The organism is Promicromonospora sp. NFX87, assembly GCF_048564965.1.
Classification (GTDB): Bacteria; Actinomycetota; Actinomycetes; order Actinomycetales; family Cellulomonadaceae; genus Promicromonospora.
The window spans coordinates 1983606-1998477 of the sequence record NZ_CP183413.1 but is presented as its reverse complement, the minus strand read 5'-3'; the positions used below and the strand labels follow the sequence as shown (position 1 = coordinate 1998477).

Here is a 14872-nt window from a genome sequence, read left to right as displayed (position 1 = left end):
ACCGGAGCGGTCTCGGTGACAGGCTGGTCGCCCCGGCCGACCGGTCGCGGCCGTTCACTGGCGGGGCTTGACCCGCTTGGTCGGGGCCGCGGTCAGCGGGTCCTCCGGCCACGGATGGCGGGGGTAGCGGGCTCGCAGGTCGGCGCGGACCTGGGGATAGCCCTGCTTCCAGAAGGAGGCGAGGTCGCTGGTGATCGCGACCGGGCGCTGTGCGGGTGACAGCAGGTGCAGGACGACGGGGACACGACCGTCCGCGACGGCCGGCGTGACGGTCCAGCCGAACACCTCCTGCAGCTTCACCGCGAGGACCGGCGGCTCGACGCCGTCGTACGCGAGGCGGACCTCGGAGCCTGACGGGACCCGGAGCCGTTCCGGTGCGAGCTCGCCGAACCGGGCCGCCGCCGGCCACGGCATCAGCCGCCGGAGCGCGGAGGCCACGTCGATGCGGGCGAGGTCGCGCGCGCCGCGCACCGAGGCGAGCTCGGTACCCAGCCAGCCCTCGAGGTCGGCCAGCAGCGCCTCGTCGTCGACCGCGGGCCACGGGGCGCCGAGGTGCGCGTGGCAGAACGCGAGCCGCTCCCGCAGGGCGAGCGCGGCCTCCGACCAGCGCAGCACGGACAGCCCGCTGCGCCGGATGCCGTCGCGGACGGCCGCCTGCACGAGCAGGGGGTCCGGCTTCGCCAGCGGGACGTCGCCCAGCACGATCGCGCCGAGCGCCTCGACGCGCCGCGTGACGATCCGGCCGTCGTCCCAGCGGATCTGGTCGGTGGTCGAGAGGAGGTCGCCCGCGACGTCCCGCGCCGTCGGCTCGTCGATCGGCGCGGCCGAACGGATCCGGGCGTCGGCGCGACCGGGGGCCCGGTCGGCGACCGCGATCGCCAGCCAGGTGGTGGTCCGCAACGGCGACTGCGGATCCAGGGCGGCGCCCGTGCCGCCCGACATCTGGTAGGTCGCCGAGCCGGTCCCCCGGGCCCGCGCGATCCGGTCCGGATAGGCCAGCCCCACCACGATCCCCACGGCGAGGTCGTCGGGTACTCCGCGCGTCCCCCGTCCGGTCTGCGGGTCGCCGGACGTCGCGCCTCGGCCGAGCCGCTTCGCCTCTTCTCGCCAGCGGGCCGTCGCTCCGCGGTCCTCACCACGGCGCAGGGCCCGCCAGCGGGCCGGCAGATCGTCGCCGAAGCTTCTGCCGGAGTCGTCCGAGAGCATCGCGACGATCTCGTGCGCCCGGTCGGCGCCGACCCGCGGCGTCCCGTCCAGCAGCGCGCGGGCAAGGCGCGGATGCGCCCCGATCGCCGTCATCCGCCGGCCCCGCTCGGTGATCCGGCCGTCGTCGTCGGTGGCATCGATACGGCGCAGCAGCTCCGTGGCCGCGGTCATCGCCGGCGCCGGCGGCGCGTCGAGCAAGGTCAGGCCGGCGCCGGCCGGCGCACCCCACGCCGCGAGGTCGAGGGCGAAGCCCGCCAGGTCGGCGATCGCGATCTCGGGCGCCGCGTGGTCGTCGAGACGCGCGTGGTCGGTGGCGGACCAGCACCGGTAGACCCGGCCGGGTGCCTCACGGCCGGCGCGGCCCGCCCGCTGGTCGGCCGACGACTTCGAGACCCGGCAGGTGACCAGCGCACCGAGGCCGCGGGACTGGTCGGTCCGCGGCTCCCGGGCGAGACCAGCGTCGACGACGACCCGGACCCCGGGCACGGTCAGCGAGCTCTCCGCGACCGACGTCGTCACCACGATCCGGCGAGTGGCGGACGGCGCCAGGGCGCGGTCCTGCTCGGCCCGTGACTGGCGGCCGAACAACGGCAGGACGTTCTCACCGGCCAGCCGGCGGGTCACGCCGTTGATCTCCCCCTCCCCCGGGACGAACACGAGGATGTCGCCCTCGTTCTCGGCAAGTGCCCGGCGCACGACGGCGGCGACGTGGTCCAGCAGGCGCGGGTCCACCCGCCCGCCGGGGAGCAGCGGCACGGGGACCGGCGGCGGCGCCCACTCGACCGCCACATCGAACAGCGCGGCAGACGCGGTGATCACGGGCGCCGGGACGTCGGTGCCCAGTGCGCGGCTCAGCCGGACCGTGTCCGCCGTCGCCGACGTCGCGACGATCACCAGGTCTTCCCGGAGGTTCGCCCGGACGTCGACGCAGAGCGCGAGCAGCAGATCGGCGTCGAGATGCCGCTCGTGGCACTCGTCGATCACTATCGCGGCGACCCCCGGCAGCTCCGGGTCCCGCTGCAGACGCCGGACGAGGAGCCCCGTCGTCACCACCTCGACGCGGAGCCCCTTGCCGCCGCTGCGTTCGCCGCGCATCGCGTAGCCGATCCGCTGCCCCAGCGGTTCGCCGACCAGCGTCGCCAACCGGGCCGCGGCCGCGCGCGTCGCCATCCGGCGCGGCTCGGCGACGATGATCGTGCCCTCGAGCGCGTCGGCCAGCGCGAGCGGCAGCAGCGAGGTCTTTCCCGACCCGGGCGGCGCGACCAGCACCGCGGTGCCGCGCGACCGCACGGCGTCGACCGTGGCGGGCAGCACGGCCCGGACGGGCAGGTCCGCCCCCCGCACCGACGGTTCAGGTAGCAGCACGCCCCGACGCTAACCGATTCCACGAGCGCTGACCGACCACTTTCCTGTCCCGACGTTTCTTGCTCTGCTAGAAACGTCCAGAACGCGGTACCGGGCGTTCGACGGCCGCGGAAGGCAATGAAGGAGACCGATGAACCAGAGCGTGCTGCCCAACATGGACTTCTCCGCGTACGTGGACTCGGGAAGGTTCTCCCGGCCGGGACGGCTACGAGTGCTGGACCAGCTGACTCGGCTCCAGACCGAACGCTTACGGGTCAGCCGCGCGGTGGAGCGCGGACAGCGGGTCGCAGCGCGCATCCTCGGGCGCGGCACGATCGCCATCAACCGGAACATGGCCCTCGAGGTGCCGTCCTGGCGGACTCTCGAGTCGATCCGCAGCTCGGGCACCGTCGGCCAGCTCGCCGTGAGTCTCCCGAACAACACGATCGTGATGGAGAACGGCCTGCGCATGACCAGCATCTGGCACTTCGACGGCCTGGACCCGGAGGTGCGGCTGATCCTGTCCGCCGAGGACCCGGCGGCGTACTTCTTCGGCTACGCACCGGTGCAGATGAAGATCGTCGACAACGCCGAGGTGTTCCTCGACGGACCGACGATCCGCGGCGAGCCGACGGTGATCGCGGTACGGGACACGGCCTGCCTGGATGCCGCTCGTGGTTACTGGGAGGCGGTGCGCAGCACGATGTATCCGTGCGCCGCCGAGGCTCCGGCGGTCGACGGCTTGTCGGAGCGTCAGCGGCGGGTCGTCACGCTCATGCTCACCTGTCCGTCGGACGAGCAGATCGCCCAGCGGCTCGGGGTGAGCGTCCGGACGGTGCGCACCGAGGTCGCGGCGGTCCTCGACCTGCTCGACGCGCCGACGCGGTTCGTGGCAGGGGTCCGGCTGCGGGAGTACCTGAGCGCCGTCACCGCCTGACCGGCGCGCCGGGGGCGCCATGGCGTCCATGAACAGGGCGCGGGCGCCCCCGGCGACGCGGTCAGCTACGCGGGCAGATGTACACCGAGTTCGTGGTGACCCAGTCTCCGCCCACCGAGCCGGACCGCAGCCACTGCACGTACGCCTGCGCCCGGACGAGCTTGCGCGCGGAGGAGCCGCACGACCATGAGTTGGTGCGCTCCACATCCTGCTCGGAAGCCCAGCTGTCGGCGGGGAACTCGTCCCGGAGGTCCAACCAGGTGCCGTTGTAGTTGTACTGGAGGCGGACCTCGACCACCTGGACGCTGTAGTTGTAGGCGTCGTCCCTGTCGGCCACCCGGGCATGGGCGTTGAAGACCCCGGCGGACGACATCTCCACGTTGGCGCAGCGGAGGATCCGGTCGCCGGGCTGGTCTCCGTCGCAGTTGTGCGCGATCTGCTCGGCCGCCACCGCGGGCGAGGCGACGAGCATGGTGGCTCCCAGAGCCACGCCTAGGATCGCGGTCAGCATGCGCTTGATCTGTCGGTTCGTTCGCATGACCGCAGTCAAATACTGGGGCTGGGGAGCGTGTTGCAGGATCCTGCAGGGTCACGTCCAACTCCCACGCGGCACGACAAGACGGAGGCCGCCCGATGATCCACACCTTCCACCTCGCCGAGCTGCCGGCCGCCGTGACGGCACGCGCGCTGCTGCGGCCGCCGTCGGGCACCACCGCACCCGGGCTGGACCACGCCGAGTGCCTGGCGCTCATGCGCCTGGGGGCGCCCACCGTCTCCCTGGACCGGCTGCAACTGCGACGACCGTCGCGCGGATGCGCCTGCTCGAGGTCCCCCGGTTCCTGCGGTGGGGCAAGCCGGTGGAGCGTCAGGTGCGCGACCACCCCGGTACCACGCTCGCCCTGGCCGCCTTCCGGCCGCCGCACACGATCTCGACGTTCTCCGTGTGGCGCACCGTGCGCGAGATGGAGGAGATGGTGCACGGCAGCTCCGGGGTCCCCGCCGACCGGCGGCACGCGGATGCCATGGTCGAACGGCGGCGCCGTGACTTCCACCACGAGTTCGCGACGTTCCGCTTCCGCCCGCTCTCGGAGCACGGCACCTGGGAGGGCCGGACGGGGATCGTTCCGCTGAGCTGACTCCGTTCGGCAGGCTCACGGCAGCCGTAATGGACCGGGTTACGGCTCTGCCGAGCCTCTTGAACGCGAGTCAGCCAACGGTCCCCTCAACCGCCCGATCACCGGGTCGACGTTGCCAATTCCTCAGCGCGCATGCCGCGGTCCAACTGCTGCACCGGGGCGAGACGTCCCGTCGCCAGCACCCAGGCGGCAAGCCCCGCGACCGGGATCGTGATGTACACCGTGACCATGGTGACGTCGACGTCCGCCAGCAGGAACCCGACCAGCAGGGCCAGCACCATGTTGTTCCCGGCGTGGGCGAGGCTCGCCGTCCACACGCTGCCGCTGCGCACCCGCAGCCAGCTCAGGACGATCTCCTGGCAGACGAACGACACCGTCCACACCGCGAGGCCCACCACGACGTCGTCGAACTCGATGTATCCGACGAACGCGAGCGGGTAGTGCCAGACCGCCCAGATCAGACCGGTGGCGAGGGTCGCCGCCACGGGCCGGCCGACGAAGACCCGTTGCCGCAGGTAGCCGGTCCAGCCGAACTCCTCGCCCCAGTAGATCGGCGTGAGCAGTGGGACGACGAGCAGCAGGACCGCGACCAGCGCCCAGCCGGGCAGACCGCCCATCTGGCCGTCCAACGAGGCAAGGGGCACGCCGAACAGCGCGGCCACGGCAGCGGTGGCCGCAACGAGAGCAACCGGGCCCAGCCACGCCATGAGGTACTGCGGCCACGCCTCGCGCAGCCGCAACCGCAGCCCGGCGTCCGCGAACCCCTCACCGGTCACCCACCGCCGCACGACGAAGGCCGCGAGCGCCGGCGCGAACGCGAACGGCAGCTGCACCAGCGGGTTCACGAGCGAGTAGCCGAGCGCCCAGGCGCCGACCATGCCCAGCCAGGCAAAGCCGAACGCGATGACGAGAAAGGTGGTCAGCCCGCGTGCGCGGGTCTTCATGGCTGTCATGCCCCCACAAGATCATCGGGGCACGGGCACGGTCATTGACGGCAAGGGGTCATTCAGGGGTAGTGCCAGGCCTACCGTTCACCAGTCGCCGACCTCCTGGAGGAACGCGTCCGCCTCCTGTACGAGCTCCGCCGTCGGACCGTCGACGATCGCGTACGGCCTCAGCTGTCCCAGCACCCCGGCGAGCCACCCGCAGTACTCCTCGAGCAAGTACGCGTCGTCGTCGTCCGACTCGCGCTCACCCTTCGCCAGGAAGAGCAGGGTGCGCGCCCATTCCAGCCCGTAGTCGCCGAAGCCGGTCCGCATCTCCATCTCCTGCGCCTCGGAGGCCTCGACGAAGAGGTCGTGCGCACGCACCCGGAGCCCCTGGACGGTCCAGTCCACCCGGAGCCCCTGGACGCGCCCGTCATCGTCGGGGTCCTCCATGCTCAAGCGGTCCGCGATCGTGTTGTGGAACCGTGCCAGCCTCGCGCGCGTGGAATCCGCACCCACCGGGGTGATGCCGATCGCCGACAGCCCGCGTGCCTCCTTGGGGCTCAACGGTCGCTCGGTTGTGAGGCTGAGGGCGACGTCGCCGAGGATCTTGACGGCGGAGTCGACCGTGTCCGCGAGGTCTTCCTCGGGCGCGGCCGCGGCGGGCGCTTCCGCGGCGGGCGCTTCCACCGCAGGCGCCGCGTGCCCGGCGAGCTCGGCGCGCCACCGCTCGGCCCGCCCGTCGGCGTCGGCGACGAGCTGGTTGTACTTCCCGGGGTTGTGGGGCTGCAGCCGTCGGTACAGCTCCGCCGCACGGTCGGCCGCGGCGATCGCCTCGTCGACGCGCCCGTTGCGGCCGAGGACCGACGCGTGGAAGTACAGCACGGCGGCCTCCCCGTGGACGTGCCGGGGGTCTCCGGGCTCGAACCGCGCCAGCGCCACGACTGCTTGCAGCGAGATGTCGCTGAAGGTGAGAGCCTCAGCCCATCGTCCGGCGGCCGCCTCCCGCTGCGCTGTGGCTCCTGCCCTTTCGACCATCGCCTCGTTCTGGGCGATCAATGCCTCGCGCCCGTACGGGTCCCTCGCCTTGCCGCGACCGAACAACCCCATGGGAACTCCCTCGCGCTCCGGTGGGATCGGACGCCTGCCCTGAGCCGCCGTCCCACCCACAGCCAGCGAGCCTGCGAGTGATGTTACGGACAACACGGACACACAGGCCAGGATGAATTGTCGACGGAAGGGCCCGCGGACACGACGTCCGCGGGCCCTTCCGTCGACAAGCCGTATGACCGGCTCCGATCAGTCAGCCGTGCAGGTCACCGGCACCGACGACGGCGCGGTGCCGTTCCCGGTGAACCCGATCTCGGTGGACGCACCGGCGGCCAGCGACCCGTTCCAGTCGACGTCGGACACCGTCACCGCCGAGCCCGACGTGCTGAACCGTCCGTTCCAGCCCTGCACGAACGACGCCGGTGCCAGGTTGAACCTCGCGGTCCAGCCACCGATCGCCGCACTGCCCGCGGTGACCCGGACGGCCGCCTGGAAGCCGCCTTCCCACTGCCTCACGACGGTCAGCGCGCCGCTGCAACCACCCGGCTCCTCGACCGGGCCCTCGGCGGTCGTCGCCGCGACCCGGCCGGACGGTGGCGAGACGTTGCGCGCGGCGTCGTACGCCCGCACCGTGTACCCGTACGCGGTCTCCGGGTCCAGGCCCGTCTCGGTGTACGACGTCGTGCTCGAACGGCCCACGACCGCGCCGTCCCGCAGCACCTCGTAACCGGTCACGCCCACGTCGTCCGTGGCGGCGGCCCACGTCAGGGAGACGGAGTTCGCCGTCGTACCTGTCACCCGCAGGCCGGTCGGCGCCGTCGGCGCCTGCGTGTCCGGCTCGCCGACGCCGTCGCCCAGGAGCCGGTCGTAGTCGGCCATCGCCGTCGCGACGGCGACCTGGGCCCAGAACCGGTGATAGGTGAACTGCGGCGCGGCGCCGCCGTCCAGGTACTCCTGCACCTCGGGGAACATCGGGTCGTCCTGGTAGAACGACCGGATGTCGAGGAACGACACCCCGGGCTCGACCACGTCGCCGTTCGGGTTCGTGCCCGACCAGCCCGGCGGCACGTAGGTGCCGTTGCCACCCGGGGTGATCTCGTCGTCGAACCGCCCGTAGTCCGTGCGGGTCTCCACGGTGGCGACACCCATGTCGTCACTGTCCTGGGTCCACATGGCGTCGAGCAGAGCCTTGGCGGTGTCGTCAGCGGCCTGGTCACCCGAGGCCGCCGCGTAGTAGATCAGCGTCCGGGCGAGAGCCCCGGCGACGCCGACGTCCTGCCCGTGGTCCGTCACCTCGACGTGCAGCCCCGCGTTGCTGCCCGGGTTACCCGGGTTCCACGTGTCGGGCTGGCCGGACCACGACAGCGTGGACGGCACCTCCCACGTGGTGTCGGTGACGGTGATCTCCGACAGCACCCACGGCACCCACTTCTCCAGGATGGCCTCGGCCCGCGCGTCGCCCGTCTCGTGGTAGAGCTGCGCGATCCGTTCCATGCCCCAGCCCTGCATGCCGATCCACTGGTTCGACGGCGGGTCCTCGTAGACCGGGTCCTCGTCGTAGACCATGCCGTAGAACGTGCTGGAGCCAGCCGGGTGAGCGGCGTAGCGGCCGCCGACGCTGTTGGTCGCGCCACCGGCGATCCCGCCCTCGTCGGACTGCAACCACTGGAAGAACTCGATCTGCCGGTCCAGGCTCTCCGACCAGTCGTCCTGCGCGGTCGGCGACGCCGGGACCAGGTCCGGGACCGTCGACAGCGCGTGCGCCGCGAGCGGGTTCTGGTAGCCGAAGTGCGCGTGCGACGACCCGATGCGCCAGGCCCACGGGCCGGACGTGTCCAGCGCGCCGCCCCACGCGTAGTACCAGGACAGCAGGTAGTGCGCAGAGCTCCGGCCGCTGCCCGCCGGGCACGACGTCGACTCGCAGCCGGGCTCCTTGAAGTACTTGTCGAACAGCGCGTAGCGCAGGTAGTCGCCCATCTTGGACGCCTTGTCGACGGTGCCGGCGATCTCGGAGCCTGCGCCCTGCGCCTCGGCGAACTGCTTGGCCCAGTACACGGCCTCGATGGCGCGGGCATCGGCGTCCGGCGCGTTGGTGTACTTCCACTGCTTCGCGTAGCTCGCGTCACCCGTGAACAGGTCGAGGTACCCGTTGGGCCCGCCGTAGGAGAAGTCGTCGATCGACGGCTGCGGGATGGTCTCCCACACCGACTCCTGCGGACCCCGCTGGAACGTGTTGATGTACGACGGGCCGGGATGGTCCGGCCCCTGCAGGGTCGACGAACCAGGCGCGGCTCCGAAGCCGTAGATGTTGTCGACGTCGGAGAGCCAGTGCATGCCGTAGACCTCGGACGTGCCGTAGGTCTGCCGCAGCTCGGAGCCGATCGGGTCCGAGCCGACGGACACCCCGGTGTCGAGCTGTGACGGGTACTGGCTCGGATGGTCGTGCTCGGGGGCGTATGTCGCCGGGTCGGCCGGGTTGTACGCACCGTTCGTCGGCTGGTTCTCCGTCGTCGGGATCATGTTGTCCTCGAGCGTGTCCCAGGCGTGGTTGAACGGGTCCCAGTCCCCCGTGACCTGCCCGTACGACGCCTCCAGCCAGAGCCAGAAGCTGTACGCCTCCGACGTCGTCTCGTGCCCGTAGTCCGGGGCCTCGACCATCAGCGTCTCTGCTGCGTGGTACGGGATCCCCTGCGGCGAGAAATAGCCGTTCGCCGGGTCGTGGAGCTTCTCGTACATCTCGAGGAACCGGTCGGTGTACGCACCGGCCACCGCGAGCGGCGCTGCCGCGGTCGCCCCGCCGCCGTCGTCCTCCGGGACGACGCCCGGCAGGCCGGCGCTCGCGGGCGCCATCATGCCGATCGTCGCCAGTGCCGCGACGGTGAGCGTCGCGGTGGTCGCGGCTATGCGCCGCCGTCGTCTGGGGCTCCTCGGAGCCGCTGGGTCTCGGTGCATCCCGTGCATCCCGTGCATGGCGGGCCGCCTTCCTTGGTCGGTGCACATGGCCGACGCCTCGGCGGGCCGGGGCGCGTCATGACTTTCCGGTCTGACGGCGGCGCGGGGCAACGAACCTAAAGGATTAACGTGGCGGGTTCGCGGGCCGCATGGGACGCCGTCGGGCAGGCAGCGCCGGGGGCTCCGACTGGGGTTCCGGCCCGGTCGGCGGGTACCCTACGGCGTGCCAACGAACGCGGGGATCGACCCGGACGAGCTCGCCACCACCCTTCGGGTGCTGGGCAGCCTCAAGGACCTCGACCCCAACCACCCCGACGTCCAGACGGTCAAACGGGCGACCGGTTACATGTGGAAGCTGCTCAAGAAGTCGCGCAAGGCCGCGGTCCGCGACGAGATCCAGGCGCACGACCGGAGCGTCATCGAGAAGACGGCGACCGGTTCCGCAGCGCGGATCGACGACGAGACCGCCGGCATCCCGCTGGTCTCGACCGCGCCGGGGGCGTTCGCCGGAGAGCTCCGCACCGCCCGCGCCTGCTACATCTGCAAGTCGGACTACACGCTGGTCGACTCGTTCTACCACGGGCTGTGCCCCGACTGTTCCGCGAAGAGCCACGCGCGGCGCGACCAGCGCACGGACCTGACCGGCCGCCGCGCCCTGCTCACCGGGGGCCGCGCGAAGATCGGCATGTACATCGCGCTGCGCCTGCTGCGCGACGGCGCCCACCTCACCATCACCACCCGGTTCCCCAAGGACGCGGTGCGCCGCTTCTCGGCGATGCCCGACGCCGCCGACTGGCTGCACCGGCTCAAGATCGTCGGGATCGACCTGCGCGACCCCACCCAGGTGATCGCCCTGGCCGACGACGTCGCAGCGGCGGGCCCGCTCGACATCCTGGTCAACAACGCCTGCCAGACGGTCCGCCGGTCCCCGGGGTCCTACTCACAGCTCGTCACGGGCGAGTCGACGCCGGTCGCCCCGCTCCCCCACGGGCTGGTGGCGCCGGAGATGGTCACGTTCGACCGGATCTCGGAGGCGCACCCCGCCGCGATCGCGGGGGCGCTGACCGCCCTCTCGGTCGCCCACCACGAGGGCCAGTCGCAGGACGACGCCGTCGCAATGCACAGCGCGGCGTCCCTGACGGCGCTGGCGCTCCGCGCGGGGTCGGCCTCCCTCGACGCCCACCTGGCCGGCACCGCCGTCGACGCCGGCGGGCTGCTCCCCGACCTGCAGACGACCAACTCGTGGACCCAGGTCGTGGACGAGGTGGACCCGCTGGAGCTCCTGGAGGTCCAGCTCTGCAACTCGATCGCGCCGTTCCTGCTCATCTCCCGGCTCAGGCCGGCGATGCGGGCCGCGACCTCCAAGGCGCGACGCGGGTACGTCGTCAACGTCTCGGCCATGGAGGGACAGTTCTCCCGCCGCTACAAGTCCGCGGGACACCCGCACACCAACATGGCCAAGGCGGCCCTCAACATGCTGACCCGGACCTCCGCCGCGGAGATGTTCGAGAAGGACCGGGTCCTGATGACCGCGGTGGACACCGGGTGGATCACGGATGAGCGCCCGCACCAGGAGAAGCTGCGCATCGCCGCCGAGGGCTGGCACGCGCCCCTCGACCTGGTGGACGGCGCCGCCCGCGTCTACGACCCGATCGTGCAGGGCGAGGCCGGGAAGGACCTGTACGGCTGCTTCCTCAAGGACTACGAGCCGTCGCCCTGGTAGAACAGCGACGCCGGGGCTTGCTTCGCCTTCTCCTCGGGGCGGCAGCCCACGCCGCGGCACTATCAGTGCCCGGTCCCGAGGTTGGCCTCGGGACCGGGCACTGAATCACGGCGCCGGCGCCCCCAGCGTTCCGAGCCGAGCGAGCTCATAGCTGAGCGCTCGCTCGGGGGCGTCGATCTGGTTCTGCGTGCCGACGACCCCTGCTGCCACCGTTCGCGCCTCGGCGAGCGCGTCGAGCATCGCCGCCCACGCCTCGGCGGGATAGTCCCCCGAGTCGAGCGATTCGGCGTAGGCGATCGCAGCATCCAGGTCGCCCTTGTCGAGCGGCTGGTTCTGCGAGGTCAGCGTGTCGCTCAGCAGGAAGCGGTCGAAGTCGACATGGCCGCCGGTCTGCTGGGTCGCGTAGTTGAACAGTGCTACCCGGTGCCCCATGAAGTGGATCGATCCGCCGAACTCGAGCGGGCCGACGGCGTCGCCGAGCCTGGTCCAGTCGGTCCCGTTCAGGCTGTAGTAGAAGGTCGTGAAGAGCCTCTCCGAACTCCGGGCGAAGTCCAGGTCTGCCTTCAGGTACACCTGCGTGGCACCCCCGAGCGACGTAGCGGTGCCCGGGAGGAAGCTCTCGACCGCCGGCTGGTCGACCGGTGCGGTGAAGGGACGTCCACGATGGACGACCCCCACCGTGTTCACCCCGTTCACGCGCTTGACCCCGACATAGGAGAAGTCGTGGCCGAACGCCGCAAGACCGGCCACGTCGCCGTTCTTCATGCCCGAGACGTCCAGCTTCGTCTCGACCGACTGCCGAGGCCCGAAGGAGCGCTGCGAGAGTGTGTTGCGCGCTTCCTCGAGCCAAGTGAGCTCGCCACCGGGGCTGCGGTGCGTGTACGCACCGGTCACGATCTTGCCGGCCGTCAGACGCAGCCACCCCGCGCGATCCGTGAGCGACCAGTACCGGTTGTCGGGCGTGTGGTTCCACTCCCAGGCCAGGTCGAGGTTCGACCCGTTCGGCGCGATCTCGTCGGGATGCGGCAGCTCTCCGGCGGCTGAGGGGTGCCCGACGAGTGACACGTCGTCGACCTTGTAGTCCATGAGGTGCGTGTTGGGGTCTGCCGACGGATTGCTCGTCCAGGGGGTCTCGATGAAGATGCGGACGTCGGAGAGGGCCTGCGATGCGGGAATCGTGAACGATCCCGACACCTTGCCCCAGCTCCCGCGGGTCACGGCCGTGGCGGGCGTGAGGTTGGTGAAGTTGGTGTTGTTGCCGCCGTACCGAGCGGTGATGAGGAACTGCTTGGTCGCCGGGCTGGCGGGGTTGTCGTACTTGATCCATGCCGAGACGTCGTACGTGACGCCGTGCTGCACCTTGCCGGTGACGTTCTGCGCCGGCCCCGATCCCGTGGCAGTCCGCCCGGTGACCGCGAGGGCCCTCGAGCCGGTGTGCGCGTCGGACGTCGTCGAGAGCGTCGCACCGTCGTTGGCGATCCAGCCCGCTGTGCTTCCGGACTCGACGCCGGGGTTGCCGAAGAGCTCGACGCCGACCAGCGACTCGTCGATGTCGGGTGGTGTCGGCAGCGTCCACTGCTCGTCCTGGTAGCCGCGGTGCGGTGCATCGTTGTCGAAGTCGTCGGACACGACGACGCTCTTGAGCCGCTCGAAGCGCTCCTGCTCAGGGGTGAGCCTGATCGGCTTGTCGAAGACGCCGTCGACCGGCACGACGCCGTTGTTGCCGAAGGTCGGCCACCCGCCGCTCCAGGTCGCCGGGATCAGCGCCGGGATACGACCGACCGGATACGAGTCGCGGAAGAAGAAGCCGTGCCAGTCGTCGCCGCCGGCGCCATCCGCGACGGGCACGAGGCTGCCCTGGGCGAACCCGTTCGAGTTCAGTGCTCCATGGGACTCGTAGGGTGCCGGGGTAGCCGCGAGGCGCCCGAGCAGTTCTCTCGAGCGGAACATGACGACCTGTCGACCGTCGCCGGGCCAGGTGACCATCACCACGTAGTAGTACCCGTCGATGAACGCGACCTGGGCGCCCTCGAAGATCGTATCGGTGCCGATGTACGGCTTGTCCGCGTAGTCGCTGCGCCGGATCACGTCCGGGAACTCCTGCTCGACCGCCGTCAGCGTCGAGTTCAGCCGAACCGCGCTGGAGCCACCGCCACCGTAGAAGATGTACGGCGTTCCGCCGTTGGCGTCGTCGAAGAAGAGCGAAGGATCGTGGAAACCTCGGCCGAACGCCGTCTTCGTCCACGCTCCGTTCTCGATGTCGTCGGTGCGGTACAGGAAGGCGCCGCCGAGGTTCAGGGAGTTGATCAGCACGTAGAAGGTGCCGTCGTGGAAGCGGATCGACGACGCCCACTGCCCCTCCCCGTAGGAGTTCTTGCCGTTGCGCAAGGACGCGGCATCACTGATGTCGAGGCGATCGAACGCGTAGCTCACGATCTCCCAGTTGACGAGGTCGTACGACTTCATGATCGGCGCGCCCGGGCTGAGGTGCATCGTCGTGCTGACCATGTAGTAGGTGTCGCGTCCTTCGTCGTTCTGCGACGCGGGGACGCGCTCGACACTGACGTCCGGCACGTCGGAATTGAGCAGGGGGACCTTGTAGGTGCCGTCACCGCTGTCCGTCGTCGTATACGACGAATCAGGGCTCCACTCTTCGCCGACGCGGACGAGCTGCCACTGCTGGTTGCTGCCGCCCCAGTCGCCGTACTGCACGACGCCGGCGCCGTCGTTGGTCGCCGCGTTCTGGACCTCGACCGCCTTGTTGCTGTTGCGGTTGATCAGCCGGACGTAGCCGCCGTCGGAGTCAGCCAGCCGGAACTGCTGGTTGGTGCCGCCGTGGTCCGCCCACTGGTGGATCGCCGCGCCGTCCGCCGTCGACCAGCTGGACACGTCGAGCACCTTGCCGGAGTGCCGCGCCTTGATCTTGTAGTAACCACCGCCCGCGTCCACGAACTGGAACTGCTGGTTGGTGGCGTTCGTGCGGGTCCACTGGTGCAGCAGGGCGCCGTCGGCCGTGGACACGCCGCTGACGTCCAGGGCCTTGCCGCTGGTGCGGTTCAGCAGCACGTACCAGGCACCGGGGTCGACCGTGGCGGCAGCAGCCGGGCCGGTCACCGCGACGGCACCCGCGCCGACCAGCACCGCCGCCACGGTGGCGGCGACGAACCGCTTCAACCAACGAGGTCGCCGCGACGGCGACGCAACTGACGAATGGCGAGAAAAGGCAGACATGATCCTCCTTGATCAAGAGCCGGACGGTTCACCCGGAGAGGCGTGCACCGCGACCCATACCCGTGCGCTTGCTGAGAACTGTTAGCGCTCACATCCGTGCTGCTGGTGCCGTGCACCTGTGCTGCTCATGGCGCGGCCACTCCTGGCCCGAACTCGAACGAAGCGAGATGTCGCTCAACTTGGACTTCGTCGGCTTCGACCAGATTGTGAGCGCTAACATGCCACCCCGTCAAGGTGCCCGCGGGCCGCCGACGGCCGCGCGTCAGGCTCCCTCGACGTGCAGCGCTGCCGCCGAGCGCGGGTCGTGCGTGGCGACGTAGTGGTCCTCCGCGGCGACCCAGCGCCGGATCCACACGTCGTCGTTCTC

At 70.9% G+C, this 14872-nt stretch carries 9 protein-coding genes; 3 read left to right on the top strand and 6 right to left on the bottom strand.

What is annotated here, in order from left to right:
* Positions 1-54: 54 nt before the first annotated feature.
* A complete protein-coding gene (gene hrpB, locus ACNYC2_RS08930) occupies positions 55-2571 on the bottom strand; it encodes an ATP-dependent helicase HrpB (RefSeq protein WP_419706676.1) in 2517 nt (838 codons plus the stop codon).
* A 130-nt stretch (positions 2572-2701) separates the two neighbouring features.
* Between hrpB and ACNYC2_RS08925 the strand changes: the two genes are divergently transcribed.
* A complete protein-coding gene (locus tag ACNYC2_RS08925; protein WP_419706675.1) occupies positions 2702-3487 on the top strand; it encodes a helix-turn-helix transcriptional regulator in 786 nt (261 codons plus the stop codon).
* A 61-nt stretch (positions 3488-3548) separates the two neighbouring features.
* Here the strand turns inward: ACNYC2_RS08925 and ACNYC2_RS08920 are convergent, their stop codons facing one another.
* Positions 3549-4025 (bottom strand): hypothetical protein, encoded by a 477-nt coding sequence (locus ACNYC2_RS08920; protein WP_419706674.1) that lies wholly within the window; start codon positions 4023-4025, stop codon positions 3549-3551.
* A 274-nt stretch (positions 4026-4299) separates the two neighbouring features.
* Between ACNYC2_RS08920 and ACNYC2_RS08915 the strand changes: the two genes are divergently transcribed.
* Positions 4300-4623: a hypothetical protein gene (locus tag ACNYC2_RS08915; protein ID WP_419706673.1), complete on the top strand. Its 324-nt coding sequence runs from the start codon at positions 4300-4302 to the stop codon at positions 4621-4623.
* A gap of 98 nt (positions 4624-4721) precedes the next feature.
* Here ACNYC2_RS08915 and ACNYC2_RS08910 read toward each other — a convergent pair whose 3' ends face one another.
* From ACNYC2_RS08910 to ACNYC2_RS08900, 3 genes are all read right to left on the bottom strand, one after another.
* Positions 4722-5576, bottom strand: coding sequence for a CPBP family intramembrane glutamic endopeptidase (locus ACNYC2_RS08910; protein ID WP_419706672.1), 855 nt, complete (start codon positions 5574-5576; stop codon positions 4722-4724).
* Between the two features lie 78 nt (positions 5577-5654).
* Positions 5655-6659 (bottom strand): hypothetical protein, encoded by a 1005-nt coding sequence (locus tag ACNYC2_RS08905; RefSeq protein ID WP_419706671.1) that lies wholly within the window; start codon positions 6657-6659, stop codon positions 5655-5657.
* A gap of 189 nt (positions 6660-6848) precedes the next feature.
* Positions 6849-9551 (bottom strand): glycoside hydrolase family 48 protein, encoded by a 2703-nt coding sequence (locus ACNYC2_RS08900; protein ID WP_419706670.1) that lies wholly within the window; start codon positions 9549-9551, stop codon positions 6849-6851.
* 223 nt (positions 9552-9774) lie between these two features.
* Here ACNYC2_RS08900 and ACNYC2_RS08895 point away from each other — a divergent pair, with 223 nt between their 5' ends.
* Positions 9775-11274: an SDR family NAD(P)-dependent oxidoreductase gene (locus tag ACNYC2_RS08895; protein WP_419706669.1), complete on the top strand. Its 1500-nt coding sequence runs from the start codon at positions 9775-9777 to the stop codon at positions 11272-11274.
* A gap of 105 nt (positions 11275-11379) precedes the next feature.
* Here the strand turns inward: ACNYC2_RS08895 and ACNYC2_RS08890 are convergent, their stop codons facing one another.
* Complete coding sequence (locus ACNYC2_RS08890) at positions 11380-14448, bottom strand: RICIN domain-containing protein (protein ID WP_419706668.1); 3069 nt, start codon at positions 14446-14448, stop codon at positions 11380-11382.
* Positions 14449-14872: the final 424 nt, after the last annotated feature.

What these genes read in the sequence shown, in the direction of transcription:
- ACNYC2_RS08925 (WP_419706675.1), top strand. Translation starts at nt 2,702, where the DNA reads ATGAACCAGAGCGTGCTGCCCAACATGGACTTCTCCGCGTACGTGGAC.
- ACNYC2_RS08920 (WP_419706674.1), bottom strand. Translation starts at nt 4,025, where the DNA reads ATGCGAACGAACCGACAGATCAAGCGCATGCTGACCGCGATCCTAGGC.
- ACNYC2_RS08915 (WP_419706673.1), top strand. Translation starts at nt 4,300, where the DNA reads ATGCGCCTGCTCGAGGTCCCCCGGTTCCTGCGGTGGGGCAAGCCGGTG.
- ACNYC2_RS08910 (WP_419706672.1), bottom strand. Translation starts at nt 5,576, where the DNA reads ATGACAGCCATGAAGACCCGCGCACGCGGGCTGACCACCTTTCTCGTC.
- ACNYC2_RS08905 (WP_419706671.1), bottom strand. Translation starts at nt 6,659, where the DNA reads ATGGGGTTGTTCGGTCGCGGCAAGGCGAGGGACCCGTACGGGCGCGAG.
- ACNYC2_RS08900 (WP_419706670.1), bottom strand. Translation starts at nt 9,551, where the DNA reads ATGCACCGAGACCCAGCGGCTCCGAGGAGCCCCAGACGACGGCGGCGC.